Here is a 15,215-nt window from a genome sequence, read left to right as displayed (position 1 = left end):
TAGTGTGCTTCATGGCCTGGGTTCTCCGCGCGGTAAATTTGCTGTCTCGACAACTACAAATGTACCACAAACGTTGGGAATTCAGGCCTACTTTCTTACTGCTAAATCTTTAACCGGACAGCAGTGTTTGCACATAAAAGATTGGTGAATAGAGCAACAATCACTCCAATCAACGAGAAGAATCCGATTCTATAGAGCCAATTACCTAGCGCTTGCAACTCACCGGATGCTGTATCTAAAGGCATCAATGGACCTAGTGCAACACCTCCAAAGATACTGGCCAGAATAGATCCCGGAACGCCATACAGAACAGCAGCGATTACAATAGGGACATACATCGTATGAGAATAAACGTTCTTAATGCCACCAGTGTTATAAACCAGAAGGTAAACGATATAGATTAGAATAATCAGAGAAGGAATGAGAATAAAATGGAGTACGGGCTTATCCGCTAATCGATCCCGTATGCCAACCGAGATATTAAATTCTTTATTGTTTTTCTCTTCCATAGGTTATTAATAACATAAAAGCTGTAATTTGTAAATATTTATAAACTAAGGGAATTACTTCGCAGGTGATTTCAGCGGTTCTCCGCACAGGCCCCGAACTAGTAGATACCTAGCTGAGTTCGATAGATTGGATGGGTAGAGTGATGTGGTAATTGCAAATGCAGCAGAGATTTACTTCTTCCAGATATTGAAGACGCCGCCGATGATGATGGCAGCAAGTCCACCTGCACCGCAGACGATCCAGACCATGCGCCAGTCGATGCCTTCGGTGGTCATCACATCCAGCCATGAGAGCATGAACACAAGGGCTGTGCCGCCTGCGCCGAGCAGCCATGCTGAGAGGCCGATCTTGAAGAAGATGTCGCTGGCGCTCATTTCAGTTTGAGCCTGTAAACGGTGGAGCCGGAGATCAGATCGTGCAGCGCCAGCTTCTCTTTGCTCAGTGTCATCACCATCAGACTCAGGGCGGGGATGGAGGCGGCAACAAAGAAGAGGAAGTGGCCGGTATCCTTGGTGGCGATGTACCAGAGGGTCATCGCCAGTGCCAGCCAGGTGATCATCAGTCCGGCAAAGCGGATGCTGGCTGTAAACGGAGAGAGTGGATCGCCGGTCTCCAGCATGGCCAGACGCAGCTTCCACGGCCGCATGCCGGTGGTGGCACCACCTTTAACCCAGAAGCCGATAAAGTAGGCGGCAACAACGGTCAGGAAGAGCAGTCCCTGCAGCCATTTCGGTGGTGTCATGCCTAACATCTCAACACTGATGGTGATGGGGATGCCGACCAGAATCATGGTGACACCGAACAGAATGGTGAGGTCATAAGCGCTGGCGAGTATGCGGACAACAATGCCTGCTCTTGATCCCTGATCGCGACTGCTCTCTGCCATCTCTCTCCCCTCTCTCTGCTACTAATGCCGTCTGTTACTTCTGTGTCGCAATCGCTGCACGGATGCCATGCACTGCCCAGCTGATCACGAACAGGCCGCATAGTGCCAGCACAACCGATGCACCGGAAGGCCATTCATAGGCATAGGACCAGATCAGTCCGGCCAGTGTGCCGATGATGGAGAAGGCTACTGAAAGCATCCACAGGTGTGCCAGCGAGCGTCCCCACAGCCAGGCGCAGGCGGCAGGCAGCACCAACAGACCTGCTGTTAAGACGATACCGGCAAGTTTGACGCAGAGGATAACAGTCAGGCCGACCAGTCCGTAGAGCAGCAGGCGCAGCGCATTCACCGGCAGTCCGGAGGCCTCAGCCGTGACAGCGTCAAAAGCGATGCTCCACCATGCACGCGAGGCTAAAAGCATGATAATCAGAATCAGGCTGGCGAGAAGATAGAGCCAGAGCTTCTCATCTGCGCTGACGGTCAGGATGTTGCCGAACAGCAGACCGAACAGATCCACGCGTGTGGTAGTGGCCGTGGAGATCAATACGATGCCCAGCGCCATAGAGCCCGCGAAAAGGATGCCTGTGCCCGCATCTTCGGAGATGCCCTGACGTTTGGGCATCAGCGCCAGCAGCAGGGCGATGGCCACAGAGAAGATGGTGGCAACCGGCAGTAGCGGCAGAGATAGTGAAACGGCAATACCAAGGCCAGCCAGTGAGGCGTGCGACACACCAACGGTAAGGAATGAGAGTCGATGCGCCATCACCATCACCGACATTGAGGCGGTCACCACCGCAATCAGCAGCGCAGGCAGCAGGCTGGCACTCATCACGGAGCTGGCGAGAAAGCTGGTCAGCAACTCAATCATGATGGTCTCCTGTAAACTATTGAACCACGAATGAACGCGAATTTACACGAATGAATAGAGATCAGGTCGATATTCACCGGCTTTCCCCGTCCAACACAACCCGTCGCCACTCCAGTGTTGAGTGTTTGAAATTCAATAGAATGCCAAGCTTCAGATTGGTCATCTTCAAATAATTCAGCATCTGTCCGATTTCATGATTGGTTACTTTATCTATCGATTTGGTATCGACGACGATTTGATCAAAGCAGATCAGGTCAGGGATGTATTCGCCGACCTTTACAGATTTGTAGTTCACATCAAATCGGGGCTGCTGTTTGAATGGGATGCCTTGCAGTCCAAACTCAACGACCAGAGCATTCTCATATGGTTTTTCAAGAAACCCGTGCCCGAGAGTGTTCAGAACCTCCATGGCGCAGCCGACGATCTGATGGGCTTCCCTCTTCAGAAGTAATTCGTGTCTGTTGGTGTTCATTCGTGGTTCGCTTCTTGACTGCCGGGAGTGCAGCCGATGCAGCCGGCATCGTGGGCGACGATCTGGATGTGCTCGCCGTACATCGCACGCCAGACATCATCGGGGATGTTTTCACCTTTCATGGCGTGGTGATGGATCTGGCGGTTCAGGCAGGCCACGGAATCGACATGCGAGCTGATGGCGGCAATGTCATGCTCAACCATAATCGCACACATGCCGCTCTCATCACAAAGCCTTCTCAGCAGGCGGAAGAGGCGATCCTGACTGACGCTGTCCAGCGCTGCCGATGGCTCATCGAGCAGCAGCAGTTTCGGCTTTCTGACCAGCGCGCGGGCAAGGCGGACTCGCTGCCTCTGGCCGCCGGAGAGCTGGCGGAAATCACGCTCTGTGAGTTCCTGCATATCGACAAGGGTGAGCGCTTCCAGAATGGCCTTTTTGTCGTCACCGAACTGCCACGGCATGGCATAATCGGGCAGCCCCATCGCGACCACATCCGATACGCGCATTGGTAGTCTTGGCTGATGATCGTGCAGCTGATGCAGGAAGCCGATCTGCTTGAGCAGGCGGTGGCGGCTGTATCGGGTCAGGCACTCACCCATCAGATCAATATGACCGCCATCGGCTGGCGTGAGCCCGGCGATGATGTTGATCAGCGTGCTTTTGCCGGCGCCATTGGGGCCGACAATGCCCATGAAGTGGCCCGCTTCAACATTCAGGCTGATGTTATCCAGAATCGGCTTATGGGCTGGCCCGAAGCGGAGATGGGAGACTTTGACAATGCTCTGGGCCATCAGTGATTCACTCCGGAGATCTGCTGCAGGTTCTGCAGCATCATCTGATCCCAGCTTATGCCGCAGTCGGAGAGGGCATCAAGCGTGATATGGCGAACTGCTTGCCCGCTATGCTGCTGCAGCCAGGCCAGTGCCCTGTTGTTGTGTCCGGCATCGCTGATCAGCCAGGCATCGGGATGCTCATCAAGCTGATGCAGGGAATCATCGAGCGCATGTGGGCCGTGCTCATGGCCGTGGTGACCGGACTCCAGCACATTGAGAATCGGCACCTGCATGTCGTTCATCAGCCTGCGCCAGGAGGGGTGCTGCATGATAATACCGGCTGCTTTGGCCGGGGCGAGCGCCTGCTGCCACTGTTTTTCAATGCTGTGGGTTAAAGCGACAGCTCTGCTCAGGTTGCTGTTGATGGCGTCTGCCTGTTCAGGTTTCAGTCTGATCAGGGCTTCGGCTATGCGCGGCAGGATCAGGCGCACCTCTTCAGGGCTGACCCAGCCGTGATCCTTATCAGGCCAGAGGTCGAGCACGTTGTCATGATGCGCAGGCAGAGGCCAGCCGCCGTCATCGAATGAGGTGCGAATCAACAGATTGCTTCTGCTCAGCCGCTCGATGGTGCGCGGCTGCATCTGGAAGTGGTGCGGATCAGCGCCGGCAGGCAGCAGGCAGATCACCTCACTCTCGGTATCGAGCATTTTCACCAGCCCCGCCAGCGGTGGCAGTGTGGTGGCAATCCCTGCGCTCAGGGCAAATGAAGGGGTCAGTAGCACGGAGAGGGCTGCTGCCACAAGTCGCCATCGCATTTTAAAAATTCTCTGCATGCGGCGCATCTTAACAGTTTATAGGGAAAGTCCATCTATGGATTTAAGATTGCCACCATGAAGTGGTATTCAGCCTTGATTAACCGGGAGAATATAAGGAAACTCTCCAGCCTATGATTTCACCGGATTACTTTGATTTTCGCTGGAGCTGGTACCGGCCTATCCTCAATCGCCAGGAGCAGCCGGGTGACCGCTGTGCTGTAGAGGTGCGCAGGCTGCCGATCCGCATGTCGGGTCGCGATGCCGGCGAGTATATTCCTTATGCGGTTGATGCGGCTGTTGAGAAGGCGATCTCCGGCTCGCTGCGCAGGCTGCAGGATTACGCCATCCGTTACATGGTGCGCGGTGAAAAGGTCTCTGCCCACACGCTGCCGCCGATGGATGCCAGGGTGCGTGCTATGGTGGCCTATCTGCGCAAGCAGAATCCGCATATCTCCCGCGATCTGCTGCACCACTGGTGTGCAGAGCCACAGGGGGCAGCCGCACTGCTGAATGTATGTGAGGTGCTTTGGGAGCAGGGCTGGAAACAGGACAAGGCGGATGCCGCACCCTGGGTGCCTGCTGTTAATGTGCTGCTGCTGCGCCTGATCAGAACCGCTATCGCTTCACTGCCTGATGAGGAGAGTGCAACCACCAACCATGTGATGCTCTGTGTGGTCGGTGGCCTCTATGTCTGGGCGCTGCAGGAGTTTCTCAAGCACTACCTTGAGGGTGTGGTTGAGGTGGCGCGTATCTCCAATTATGAGTCGATGATGTTGCCGGCGACGCCGATGGCCTTTCTCCATCACCAGCCTGACTCCCCTCTGCTGGCTGATGATAGTCGTCTGATTCGAACCTACGGCCTTGAGCCTGAAATTGTGCCGCAGATGCGTTACCTGATTGCCAAGGTCGGGTCAAAAAACGAGGGCGGTATTCTGGCGCTGCTGGCCAAGGAGAAACTTGGTGAGCATATGCTGCGGCGCACCTGGGCAAGGCTCTCGCTCTGGAAGCTGGCGATGAAAACCGGCCACGGCTTCTGGATGCGCTGGGTGCTCGATGCCAAGCGGCTTGATCAGCTGCTGGCCGGACAGGTGAAACTGGATGAACCCGCCATTGAGGATTTGCGTGCCAACGGTGAGGAGCCGGTAGCGATCTGGCTGCTCTCTCAGATGGCTGGGGGCAGGGCTGCAAAACATGCCGACGACCCGTGGCTGCGCGACAAGATTACACTGCTGGCGTTCCGGGTTTTCGATGAGGATGTGCGTGTGGAGATCGCCCGCCGCAATGCCGAGCGCTCCTGGATGGACCGCAAGGCCGATCTGGCTGCGGCCGGAAAATCACGTGGTGGTCTGGTTGGTATCAGTGAGCTGCGCGTGCAGGGTGGCTTGCGTGGCGGACGCAATGTCGATGGCGACAAGGCCCTTGAGAAGGGCTGGCAGGAGGGCGAACTTGTCCTGATTCAGCCGGATGTCACCAAAGCGCTGCATAGTGGCAAAACCCTCTCGTTGCGCCACGGTTGCATGCGGGTGGAGTGGTCGGATTATCTGGCGCGCATGCATGCATTAACCGGTTCCGAGGCTGCCCATTTTCTTGAGAATCGTTTTATGCCAACACTCTTCTCTGTTGTTGAAGCCAAAGAGAATCTCTTTCTCGATGAGTGTTCCGGTTCCGGTTGTGTGTTGCGCGGCTCCATTCTGGCGTTGACTGAAACAGCCCTGTTGCTGCGAGAGCGGCTGCGCCGCCTCTATCTGGAGACTATCGGTCAGCTTGATCAGGAGGTTGAAGAGGCGAGCCTTCCTGTTGTGGCGATGTGTATGGATATGACCGGCGAGTGGACCTTCAGCGAGCAGAAACATGCCAAGCTGGGTGTGCAGCGTATCGCATTTTCACTGGCGGTGCCGCAGGTGGAGGCGGGTATCGTTCGTGATGCCGGTGTGGCGCGCATGATGCGTGCGCGTGATGAGAAGCTGGGGCAGTTTCCGGTTGGTCGTGTCAATGTGGAGCCAATCAAAACAGGGGCTGGCGAAACCGTTCAGATTGTCCATAACGAAGGCGTGGCATTGACCGGTTCTGCGATGCGAGAGCTTACCGGCATGTTGAAGAACAAAGCTGACGTCCGTGAATTCCGTCTCACGGTCAGTCAGGTGAAGGGTGTGTTAGATGGTTATCGTCTGCCGCTTGGCGGTCTGGAGCTGTTGGTGATTCAACGCTATGGCGATGAAGGCAAGGCGCCCTGGGTGCTGATGAAAGCCGGCAAACCGACACTGGCCGGGGTGAATGTTGAGCTCTATGAGCTGCTTGATCTGCATACAGATGCTGCCGCCAGGATCGTCGATCAGGGGTTGATGCTCTGGCAATGAGGCTGGATGCAGTATCTGCAACCTTTACAGCGTGGTTAAGCAATCCTGAAATTCCTGAACTTCCGCATCAACTGGCCGTTGGCTGGTCCGGCGGCGCAGATTCAACGGCCCTGCTGTTGGCCCTGAAAGCCAAAGGTCATGATGTGCAGGCCTGGCATGTTGACCACGGCTGGCGAGAGAGTTCGCAGCTGGAGTGTGAGGCACTGGCGCAGCAGGCCAGAAGCTGGGAGATCCCTTTTTTCAGCGCCAGACTCGCTTTTTCAGGCCAGACCAATCGTGAGGCGGAGGCTCGAGAGGGGCGCTTTGCGCAGTTTCTGGCATGGAGTCGGGAGTCCGGTATCACAACCCTCTGTCTGGCCCACAACCGTGATGATCAGGCAGAGACTGTCTGTATGCGGCTGCTGCAGGGGGCCGGGGCTGGTGGCTGTCGCGGCATGCAGTCTGAACGTACCTATCAGGGGTTGCGCATCATTCGGCCACTGCTACATATTGGCGGCACCGCACTGCGCGAGGCCCTCTCTCTGGCTGGTGTAACGTGGTTTGAAGATCCCAGCAATCACGACACGACCATCTGGCGCAATCGCATCAGGCACGAATTGTTCCCGCGCATAGCCGCTACGGGTCTGAATCCGCAACAGCTGTTTCTGCGCTGGCAGCGGCAGGCGCAGCGGCTGGCTTTAGAGCTGGAGGCTGGTGCGGATGCTGTTCTGGCTCAGGCTGCAAACAGTAAAGATGGCCTGATGGTGCTGCCATGGGCGGTATGGGCCAACAGTTCAGCGCCGATTCGTGCCAGGGTGTTGCAGCGGATGATGGTGGCAACACTGGGTGAAGGGGTGACACCCGGGCGCAGGCATATTCTGCTGGTGGAGCAGTGGACGGCTCGCGGAGGTCGTGGCGGGCTCGATCTCTCCGGCTGTCGTCTGCAGCGCAGGCAGGGGCGCTTGCATCTGCGGCCGAGAACGTCAGCTTGTGCAGTCACTCGCAGTTGATTAGAAAAGAGCGCTGTTTCGGCTTGTTTGAGTGGCATAGGGTTGAATCGCTAAGGCTCTGTCCCTACATATGATAGTAAGAAGAGGTTGTGGTTTTTAATCTTCTTTTCATGCTTTTAAGTGACGCTTGCGTGAAATTGGTTTTACATTCATCCCGCTTAAGGGATAGATCGTTTGCAGCAGATCCCGACTAGGGGATAACAAAGGATAGGAACAATGGGTAAGAATTTAGTACTGTGGCTGGTTATCGGCGTAACGATGATGAGTCTGTTCAATATGTTTTCGGCACCGATGACCAAAGGCAGCAAGATGGCTTACTCCACCTTTATTGAAAAGGTGGATAGCGGTCTGGTTGAGACCGCCACCCTCAAGGACAATCAGGTGTTGGGGCAGTATCGCGACAACGGTGGCGAGCTGAAAACCTATGATGTCACCATTCCTGCCAATGATCCGGCACTGACTCAGCGTCTGCTGGAGCAGCATGTTGTGGTGAATGTGAAGGAGGCCGAAGAGGTGCCGTTTATTCTTTCGGTGCTGATCTCATGGTTCCCGATGCTGCTGCTGATCGCAGTATGGGTATTCTTCATGCGCCAGATGCAGGGCGGTGGTAAAGGTGGTGCCATGGGCTTTGGCAAGAGCAAGGCCAAATTGCTCAATGAAAATACCGCTCGCGTCACCTTTGAAGATGTGGCTGGTTGTGATGAGGCCAAGCAGGAGGTCACCGAGGTGATCGAATTTCTGCGTGACCCCTCCAAATTCACTCGCCTTGGTGGTAAAATCCCTAAAGGTGTGTTGCTGGTAGGCCCTCCGGGTACAGGTAAAACGCTGCTGGCGCGCGCCATCGCCGGTGAGGCAGAGGTGCCATTTTACTCCATCTCCGGTTCTGATTTTGTGGAGATGTTTGTTGGTGTCGGTGCATCACGCGTGCGTGATATGTTCGAACAGGCCAAGAAACATGCGCCATGCATTATCTTTGTGGATGAGATTGATGCGATGGGTCGCCATCGCGGTGCCGGAATCGGTGGTGGTAACGACGAGCGCGAACAGACACTTAACCAGATGCTGGTTGAGATGGATGGTTTTGAGTCCAATGAGGGTGTGATTCTGGTGGCCGCCACCAACCGTCCTGACGTGCTTGATCCGGCGCTGCTGCGTCCGGGTCGTTTCGACCGTCAGGTCACTGTGCCGCGTCCGGATCTACTGGGTCGTGACCAGATTCTCAAAGTCCATATGCGCAAGGTGCCGTTGGCATCTGATGTGAATACCAAGGAGCTGGCGCGTGGTACGCCGGGATTTTCCGGTGCCGATCTGGCGAATCTGGTTAATGAGGCAGCACTTAATGCCGCCCGATTTGACCGTGATAAGGTGACCCGTGCCGATTTTGAAACGGCAAAAGATAAGGTGATGATGGGTACAGAGCGTCGCTCCATGCTGATCTCGGACGATCAGAAAGAGACAACCGCCTATCATGAGGCCGGGCATACACTGGTGGCCAAGTATCTGAAACATGCCGATCCGGTGCATAAGGTGAGCATTATTCCACGTGGACAGGCGCTCGGTATCACCATGCAGATGCCTGCTGAGGATAAGTTCAACCATGATAAGGAGTACCTGCGTGATCAGATCTCGATCATGATGGGTGGACGCCTCGGTGAAGAGCTGGTGCTCGGACAGATGACAACCGGTGCATCCAATGACTTTGAACGCGCCACGCAACTGGCCCGTAACATGGTAACCCAGTGGGGCATGTCCGATGAGATGGGGCCGATGGTCTATGGCGAGCGTGAACATGAGCCGTTTTTGGGGCGTGAAATCACCCGTCAGACCAACATCTCGGAAGAGACTGCACGCAAGATCGATATCGTGGTGCGCAATCTGATCGAGGAGAACTACAATCGCGCCAAGAAGATTCTCGAAGAGCACATGGATCAGCTGCATCTGCTGGCCAAGGGTCTGATCAAGTATGAGACACTCGACACCACCGATATTGATCGTGTCATGGAAGGTAAGGAGCCGCTGCTGATTAAGGAGTTTGAGCAGAAACCTTCATCTCCGAAAACGCCGCCGCATGAGCCATCTGCGAAGGTGGATATCGGTGAAAGCGGTGAAGAGAGCAAGTCGTCAGACGGAGAGGCGGGTCAGGTTCACTGATGCCTTCTCGCTGGTTTCGTCCGGCCAATCGTGATGTATGGATGATGGGGGTGCTTAATTGCACCCCCGATTCGTTTTCCGATGGCGGAAACTATGTTGATGTCGAAAAAGCACTGCAACATGGCCAGGCCATGCGCGATGCTGGCGCTGCGATTATCGATGTGGGTGGTGAATCGACCAGACCCGGTTCGAAACCGGTCTCGCTTGAAGATGAGTTGCAGCGGGTCATTCCGGTGATCAAAGCGCTGACTGCTGCAGGTTGCACGGTATCTGTTGATACCATGAAAGCTGAGGTGATGCGGCAGGCCGTTGCAGCAGGAGCGGCACTGGTGAATGATGTCTCCGCCCTGACTTTTGATGCAGAGAGTCTGCAAGTGGTAGCAGAGAGCGGTGTTGATCTCTGTCTGATGCATATGCAGGGGCGCCCCGAAACCATGCAGCTTAACCCTGAATACCGTGGCGTAGTCGATGAGGTCAGTCTCTTTTTTGAACAGCGTATCACCGCCTGTCTGCAGGCGGGCATCGCCGAGTCATCGATTGTGCTTGATCCCGGTATCGGTTTTGGCAAACGCCTTGAAGATAACCTGACGCTGATCAAGGCGACCGGCGAATTTAAGCGGCGCTTTGCCATGCCACTGCTGCTGGGCCTGTCGCGCAAATCATTTATTGGTCTGGTGACCGGAGCAGCAGTTGATGATCGCGAAGTTGAAACGGCAGTGGCCGGAGCTGTTGGTATCCTGCACGGGGCTGATATACTGCGAGTACATGATGTTGCACTACAGGGAAGAGCTATTCGTATGGCATCGGTGCTCTCTTAAGGATGCTCTGAGTATCCTGATAGTTAATTCCTTGCATGCACCTCTGATGCAACTATTCTGAGCACTATGAAAGTGACAGGTATTCTGACAGATGGCTAACTGGCAATTCGGACTCATAGATATACTTGATATCGCGGTGGTCGCCATCGTTGTCTATTTCTTTCTTCGCCTGATTCGCGGCACGCGAGCCGTACAGATGTTGATCGGAGTGGCGATTGTAGTCGTCACTTATCAGGCCGCCCGTACCTTTGGTCTGTTCACTGTTGAGTGGATGTTCGGCCACTTCTTCTCCGCCTTCATGGTTATTCTCGTTGTACTGTTTCAGCAGGAGATTCGTCGTGCGCTGATGCGTGTGGCCGTGAATCCGCTTGCTGCCACTGCGGTTGCGACTGATGAGCTGCTCGACGGGCTGGTGGAGTCTGCCTTCTCTCTGGTGCACCGCGGCTGGGGTGGTCTGATTGTGATTGAACGGGATACCGGCCTGCGTCACCTCTTTGAGTCAGGCGTTGAGCTGGATGCGCCGCTACGGCCGGATATTGTGCAGGCGCTCTTCTGTCCTGATGCGCCGATGCATGACGGTGCGGTGATTGTCTGCCCCGATCTGCAGGGTGGACGTATTGTTGCTGCCCGTGTGTTGCTGCCGTTGGCACAGGCCAATGCTGTGGCCGGTGATTATGGTACCCGCCACCGTGCTGCTGTCGGCCTCTCAGAAGAGACCGATGCGCTGGTTGTGGTTGTTTCCGAAGAGAGGGGGGAGGTGCTTCTGGTGGAAGAGGGGCAAATTGGTGCCGCGATGAGTAGCAGCGAGTTGCGCGAAGCGCTGAATCAAAAGCTCTCATCTGTGGTGGCTGCCGTGCCACAGAACGGCACAAAACCCGGAGCTAAAGTGTGATGGAGATGCTGCGTCGATATAATCTCCACTTCTGGGCTATTATTATTGCTGTGGCACTCTGGCTACAGGTGCACGGTCAGGGTGAAGGGTCGGTGAGTCTTGATATTCCGCTGCAGGTACAGGGAACACCTGCAGAGATGGTGATCGTGAATGATATGCCCGATCATGTACGGGTAACGGTCAAAGGGTTGCAGAGCCGGTTGAAGGATCTGCGCCAGAAGACGTTGACCATGCCGCTGGATGTCTCCGATATTACAACGCCGGGTGTGGTGGTCAGAGCGTTGCAGATGGATGCTGTCGCTGTGCCGGCAGGTCTGCGTATTGAGAAGGTTCAGCCAGATCGTCTGGAGTTGCAGGTAGACAGGCTGGTAACCCGTTCGATGCCGCTGCATGCGCACTTCGAGTTGCCGGAAGAGTGGCAGGTGAGCGGGCTAACCATTGAACCGGGAGAGGTTAAGCTTATTGGGCCTGAGGTGTGGCTCGACAGCTTGAAAAAGGTGGATACCTCACCGATCAGGCCGGAACTGAAGAGCGGTCCGTTCAAGGTGAAAGCGGGCGTGGAGAGTCCATCGGGCAAGGCGATTCGCCTTGTTGATGGCAATATTGAAATTGAAGTGAAGGGGCTGCTTTCTCAGGTGGTAACACCTGTCATTCCCAATGAGATGATCGGAGAAGAGAGATGAGACGCTATTTTGGAACCGATGGTGTACGCGGAACAGTCAATAAGTCGCCGATGACCGCTGAGTTTGCGCTCGCTCTGGGGCGTGCAGCAGGCCATGTACTTACCCGTCATCTGGGGCACCGCCCCCATATCCTGATCGGCAAGGATACGCGCCTCTCCGGTTATATGATTGAGTCAGCCCTCTGTGCAGGCCTGACAGCACAGGGTATGAATGTGCTGCTGGTGGGCCCGGTGCCAACGCCTGCAGTCGCCTATCTGACCCGCAGCCTCAGGGCTGATGCAGGTGTCATGCTCTCAGCCTCACATAATCCGGCCGGAGACAACGGCATTAAATTTTTTGCTGCAGATGGGTATAAGCTGCCTGATGAGGTGGAGTTGGAGATTGAGGCGTGTCTGGATGACCTGCCGCCGCTGCCGTCGGCACTGGAGATCGGTAAGGCAGCCCGCGTCGATGATGCGCGTGGTCGTTATATTGAGTTTCTTAAGGGCTCCCTGCCCAGAGGGTTGCGTCTGGATGGTTTAAAAGTTGTTGTCGATTGCGCCAATGGTGCCGCCTATGATGTTGCGCCGCGCATGCTCAGGGAGCTTGGCTGTGACGTGATTGCCATGCACGCCTCACCGGATGGTTACAACATCAATCGCGAATGCGGTTCGACCTATCCTGAGCATATGATGCGCAGGGTGGTGGAGAGCGGGGCAGATGTCGGGCTGGCACTCGATGGTGATGCAGATCGCCTGATCGCCTGCGATCATCAGGGTCAGATTATTGATGGTGATCGTGTGATTGCCATTCTGGCTGAACATGCAAACCGCCATGGTCAGCTTAGCGGTGGCGCTGTGGTCACTACGCTGATGAGTAATATGGGGCTGGAGCGCTATCTGGCTGATATGGGGCTGGAGATGCTGCGTGCTGCAGTGGGTGACCGCTATGTGCTGGAGATGATGCGCGAGCGGGGCTGCAATATCGGTGGAGAACAGTCCGGTCACATGATTCTTCTCGATCACAATACAACCGGAGATGGGTTGATGACCGGTTTGCAGCTGTTAACCGCCATGACCGAGCAGCAGAAACCGTTGTCGGAACTGGCTTGTGGTATGGTGTTATTTCCACAGAAACTCTGGAATATTGTGATGAAAGAGCGCCGCGATCTGCTGGCTGATCCGCAGGTGCAGGCACTGGTTGCTGATGCTGAATCCCGATTGGGTAATCATGGGCGTATCAATGTACGAATGTCAGGAACCGAACCAAAATTACGTATTATGGTAGAGGCTGAAGATGAGGAGCTGATGCTCGGCATTGGTGAGCCGTTGATGCAGGCGATTAAAGCGAGGTGTGAAGCGTGAGGTGAAAAGGGGTTAAGCTCTTCTCTCTCCTCACTTGCTAAGCATGCCCGACCTGACTTGAGAGCTGGCTGCGGTTGATGCCCATGCAGCGGGCACCAAAACTCCAGCGCATCTCCGGTGGTTCCTGAAACAGAATATGATGGCTTACCGGCGCAATGATCCAGTCGTTATTGGAGAGTTCCTGCTCAAGTTGACCGGCGCTCCAGCCGGCATAACCGAGAATGAACATATAGTGTTCAGGCCCTTCTCCGCGCGCCAGCTCTTCCAGCACGTCGCGGGAGGAGGTGAGGTGCAGCTCTTCAGAGATCTGCATGGTTGATTCATAGATGTGCCAGCCGTCATGCAGCACGAAGCCGCGAAAGGCATCAACCGGCCCCCCCTCATAGACTCGCTGCTTCACTTCATCAGATGGGTCGGCTTTGGCTGACTGTTCAATGCCAAGGTCATTCAGCACATCCGAGAGGCTTATCTCCTGTGGTCGGTTGACAATCAGGCCCATGCAGCCCTCATCATCATGGTGGCATATCAGGATGACGCTGTCGGAAAAGTTGGGATCCTGCAGGGAGGGGGTAGCAAGCAGAAGCTGTCCGGTGAGTTCACTGATCTTCTGCACATCTATCTCCTTTTACGCCGTGTCGCACATGTCTCTGGCCATGACGATGGCGGCCAGAAGACTTGTAGAAGATACGTCCGGGCTACCGACGAGGTCAAGTGCAGTGCCGTGATCGACACTGGTGCGCACAAAAGGCAGACCCAGTGTGACATTCACAGCATCACCAAAACTTAAGGCTTTGATCGGGATCAGTGCCTGATCGTGGTAGCAGCAGATGATTGCATCAAAGTTCTTGCGATTGTTGGCAGAGAAGAGGGTGTCGGCTGGCAGCGGCTCGGTGATGTTGATCCCTTCTGTCGCAGCAATCCGGGCTGCAGGTGCCAGAATCTCAATCTCCTCTTTGCCAAAGTGGCCCTGCTCGCCGGCATGGGGGTTGAGGCCGCAGAGGCCGAGGCGAGGCTCTCTGATGCCAAAACGCTGTTTCAGATCATGGTCTACGATGCGAATGCAGTCGAGGGTGCCTTCAATCGAGAGGGCATCGGGTACTTCGCTGATGGCCATATGGGTGGTCAATAGCGCCACGCGCAGCGTATCGGAGGCCAGCATCATGACGAAATCGGTTGTTTTCTCGACATGTTCCCGGCGCGAGAGATGGGCGAGGAATTCGGTGTGGCCGGGAAACTGGAAGCCCTGACGTTTCAGGATCGCTTTTTCAATCGGGCCGGTTATCAGTGCTTGCGCATCATCAGCTAAGCAGGCGCGGGTGGCCGATTCAATACAGCAAATGACTGCATGGGAGGTTGAAGTCGACGGCACTCCCGCAGTCACTGTGCCACGCAAATGGTCCGGAACCGGATTCCAGAGGCAGAGCTCATGTGGGCCGGGTTTATAGCTGCTTGCTTCGTGCAGTGAGGAGAAAACCCTGAACTGAACAGGTATATTGATTGCACGGGCTCGATCTTCCAGCCAGTTCGCTGGCGAGACAATGATGCAATGTTGAAAGGCTTGCGGGTGTTGTGAAAAGGCACGCAGGATGCAGTCCGGGCCGATGCCAGCAGGTTCGCCGACGGTAATTAAACTGGGTTTCATCTGAATCGCTGCCATC

At 55.3% G+C, this 15,215-nt stretch carries 16 protein-coding genes; 7 read left to right on the top strand and 9 right to left on the bottom strand.

The features are described 5' to 3' along the window. Positions 1-101 precede the first annotated feature (101 nt). The 7 genes from F3F93_RS12140 to F3F93_RS12110 form a co-directional block, all read right to left on the bottom strand. A complete protein-coding gene (locus F3F93_RS12140; RefSeq protein ID WP_176959464.1) occupies positions 102-509 on the bottom strand; it encodes a hypothetical protein in 408 nt (135 codons plus the stop codon). Between the two features lie 171 nt (positions 510-680). Further along, positions 681-884 (bottom strand): hypothetical protein, encoded by a 204-nt coding sequence (locus F3F93_RS12135; protein WP_176959463.1) that lies wholly within the window; start codon positions 882-884, stop codon positions 681-683. After that, positions 881-1,396 (bottom strand): RDD family protein, encoded by a 516-nt coding sequence (locus F3F93_RS12130; RefSeq protein ID WP_176959462.1) that lies wholly within the window; start codon positions 1,394-1,396, stop codon positions 881-883. Before F3F93_RS12130 ends, F3F93_RS12135 begins: the two co-directional genes overlap by 4 nt. Positions 1,397-1,430: 34 nt before the next feature. Then, on the bottom strand, positions 1,431-2,264 hold the full coding sequence (locus tag F3F93_RS12125; protein WP_176959461.1) for a metal ABC transporter permease: 834 nt from the start codon (positions 2,262-2,264) through the stop codon (positions 1,431-1,433). A gap of 73 nt (positions 2,265-2,337) precedes the next feature. Beyond that, on the bottom strand, positions 2,338-2,736 hold the full coding sequence (locus F3F93_RS12120) for a GxxExxY protein (protein WP_176959460.1): 399 nt from the start codon (positions 2,734-2,736) through the stop codon (positions 2,338-2,340). Next, complete coding sequence (locus F3F93_RS12115; RefSeq protein WP_176959459.1) at positions 2,733-3,527, bottom strand: ATP-binding cassette domain-containing protein; 795 nt, start codon at positions 3,525-3,527, stop codon at positions 2,733-2,735. The genes F3F93_RS12120 and F3F93_RS12115 overlap by 4 nt, the downstream gene beginning before the upstream one ends. Beyond that, entirely contained in the window at positions 3,527-4,324 is a 798-nt protein-coding gene (locus F3F93_RS12110) for a zinc ABC transporter substrate-binding protein (RefSeq protein WP_241697142.1), read from the bottom strand. Before F3F93_RS12110 ends, F3F93_RS12115 begins: the two co-directional genes overlap by 1 nt. A 131-nt stretch (positions 4,325-4,455) precedes the next feature. On the opposite strand from F3F93_RS12110, the gene F3F93_RS12105 reads away from it, so the two are divergent. The 7 genes from F3F93_RS12105 (at position 4,456) to glmM (ending at position 13,557) form a co-directional block, all read left to right on the top strand. After that, positions 4,456-6,681: a hypothetical protein gene (locus F3F93_RS12105; RefSeq protein ID WP_176959457.1), complete on the top strand. Its 2,226-nt coding sequence runs from the start codon at positions 4,456-4,458 to the stop codon at positions 6,679-6,681. Continuing rightward, positions 6,678-7,670 carry a tRNA lysidine(34) synthetase TilS gene (tilS, locus tag F3F93_RS12100; protein ID WP_176959456.1) on the top strand — a complete coding sequence of 331 codons (993 nt, stop codon included), beginning with the start codon at positions 6,678-6,680 and terminating at the stop codon, positions 7,668-7,670. The genes F3F93_RS12105 and tilS overlap by 4 nt, the downstream gene beginning before the upstream one ends. A 216-nt stretch (positions 7,671-7,886) precedes the next feature. Beyond that, positions 7,887-9,821, top strand: a complete 1,935-nt coding sequence (gene ftsH / locus F3F93_RS12095; protein WP_176959455.1) for an ATP-dependent zinc metalloprotease FtsH — start codon at positions 7,887-7,889, stop codon at positions 9,819-9,821. Further along, the gene (gene folP / locus F3F93_RS12090) at positions 9,821-10,639 is read left to right on the top strand and encodes a dihydropteroate synthase (RefSeq protein WP_176959454.1); all 819 of its coding nucleotides are present in this window, start codon (positions 9,821-9,823) and stop codon (positions 10,637-10,639) included. The genes ftsH and folP overlap by 1 nt, the downstream gene beginning before the upstream one ends. 91 nt (positions 10,640-10,730) lie before the next feature. After that, positions 10,731-11,531 (top strand): diadenylate cyclase, encoded by an 801-nt coding sequence (locus tag F3F93_RS12085; protein ID WP_176959453.1) that lies wholly within the window; start codon positions 10,731-10,733, stop codon positions 11,529-11,531. Then, on the top strand, positions 11,531-12,214 hold the full coding sequence (locus F3F93_RS12080; RefSeq protein WP_176959465.1) for a CdaR family protein: 684 nt from the start codon (positions 11,531-11,533) through the stop codon (positions 12,212-12,214). The genes F3F93_RS12085 and F3F93_RS12080 overlap by 1 nt, the downstream gene beginning before the upstream one ends. Next, positions 12,211-13,557, top strand: a complete 1,347-nt coding sequence (gene glmM, locus F3F93_RS12075) for a phosphoglucosamine mutase (RefSeq protein WP_176959452.1) — start codon at positions 12,211-12,213, stop codon at positions 13,555-13,557. The genes F3F93_RS12080 and glmM overlap by 4 nt, the downstream gene beginning before the upstream one ends. A 37-nt stretch (positions 13,558-13,594) precedes the next feature. Here glmM and F3F93_RS12070 read toward each other — a convergent pair whose 3' ends face one another. Both F3F93_RS12070 and pdxA read right to left on the bottom strand, forming a co-directional pair. Further along, the gene (locus F3F93_RS12070; protein WP_176959451.1) at positions 13,595-14,170 is read right to left on the bottom strand and encodes a YqgE/AlgH family protein; all 576 of its coding nucleotides are present in this window, start codon (positions 14,168-14,170) and stop codon (positions 13,595-13,597) included. Between the two features lie 12 nt (positions 14,171-14,182). Continuing rightward, entirely contained in the window at positions 14,183-15,199 is a 1,017-nt protein-coding gene (gene pdxA, locus F3F93_RS12065; protein WP_176959450.1) for a 4-hydroxythreonine-4-phosphate dehydrogenase PdxA, read from the bottom strand. Positions 15,200-15,215: the final 16 nt, after the last annotated feature.

Source organism: Mariprofundus sp. KV (assembly GCF_013387475.1).
Classification (GTDB): domain Bacteria; phylum Pseudomonadota; class Zetaproteobacteria; order Mariprofundales; family Mariprofundaceae; genus Mariprofundus.
The sequence above is the reverse complement of the archived record's forward strand: the minus strand, read 5'-3'. Positions and strand labels throughout refer to the sequence as shown.

Excerpts from the sequence above, each read along its gene's own strand:
- F3F93_RS12140 (WP_176959464.1), bottom strand. The coding sequence starts at position 509 with ATGGAAGAGAAAAACAATAAAGAATTTAATATCTCGGTTGGCATACGG.
- F3F93_RS12135 (WP_176959463.1), bottom strand. The coding sequence starts at position 884 with ATGAGCGCCAGCGACATCTTCTTCAAGATCGGCCTCTCAGCATGGCTG.
- F3F93_RS12130 (WP_176959462.1), bottom strand. The coding sequence starts at position 1,396 with ATGGCAGAGAGCAGTCGCGATCAGGGATCAAGAGCAGGCATTGTTGTC.
- F3F93_RS12125 (WP_176959461.1), bottom strand. The coding sequence starts at position 2,264 with ATGATTGAGTTGCTGACCAGCTTTCTCGCCAGCTCCGTGATGAGTGCC.
- F3F93_RS12120 (WP_176959460.1), bottom strand. The coding sequence starts at position 2,736 with ATGAACACCAACAGACACGAATTACTTCTGAAGAGGGAAGCCCATCAG.
- F3F93_RS12115 (WP_176959459.1), bottom strand. The coding sequence starts at position 3,527 with ATGGCCCAGAGCATTGTCAAAGTCTCCCATCTCCGCTTCGGGCCAGCC.
- F3F93_RS12110 (WP_241697142.1), bottom strand. The coding sequence starts at position 4,324 with ATGCGATGGCGACTTGTGGCAGCAGCCCTCTCCGTGCTACTGACCCCT.
- F3F93_RS12105 (WP_176959457.1), top strand. The coding sequence starts at position 4,456 with ATGATTTCACCGGATTACTTTGATTTTCGCTGGAGCTGGTACCGGCCT.
- tilS (WP_176959456.1), top strand. The coding sequence starts at position 6,678 with ATGAGGCTGGATGCAGTATCTGCAACCTTTACAGCGTGGTTAAGCAAT.
- ftsH (WP_176959455.1), top strand. The coding sequence starts at position 7,887 with ATGGGTAAGAATTTAGTACTGTGGCTGGTTATCGGCGTAACGATGATG.
- folP (WP_176959454.1), top strand. The coding sequence starts at position 9,821 with ATGCCTTCTCGCTGGTTTCGTCCGGCCAATCGTGATGTATGGATGATG.
- F3F93_RS12085 (WP_176959453.1), top strand. The coding sequence starts at position 10,731 with ATGGCTAACTGGCAATTCGGACTCATAGATATACTTGATATCGCGGTG.
- F3F93_RS12080 (WP_176959465.1), top strand. The coding sequence starts at position 11,531 with ATGGAGATGCTGCGTCGATATAATCTCCACTTCTGGGCTATTATTATT.
- glmM (WP_176959452.1), top strand. The coding sequence starts at position 12,211 with ATGAGACGCTATTTTGGAACCGATGGTGTACGCGGAACAGTCAATAAG.
- pdxA (WP_176959450.1), bottom strand. The coding sequence starts at position 15,199 with ATGAAACCCAGTTTAATTACCGTCGGCGAACCTGCTGGCATCGGCCCG.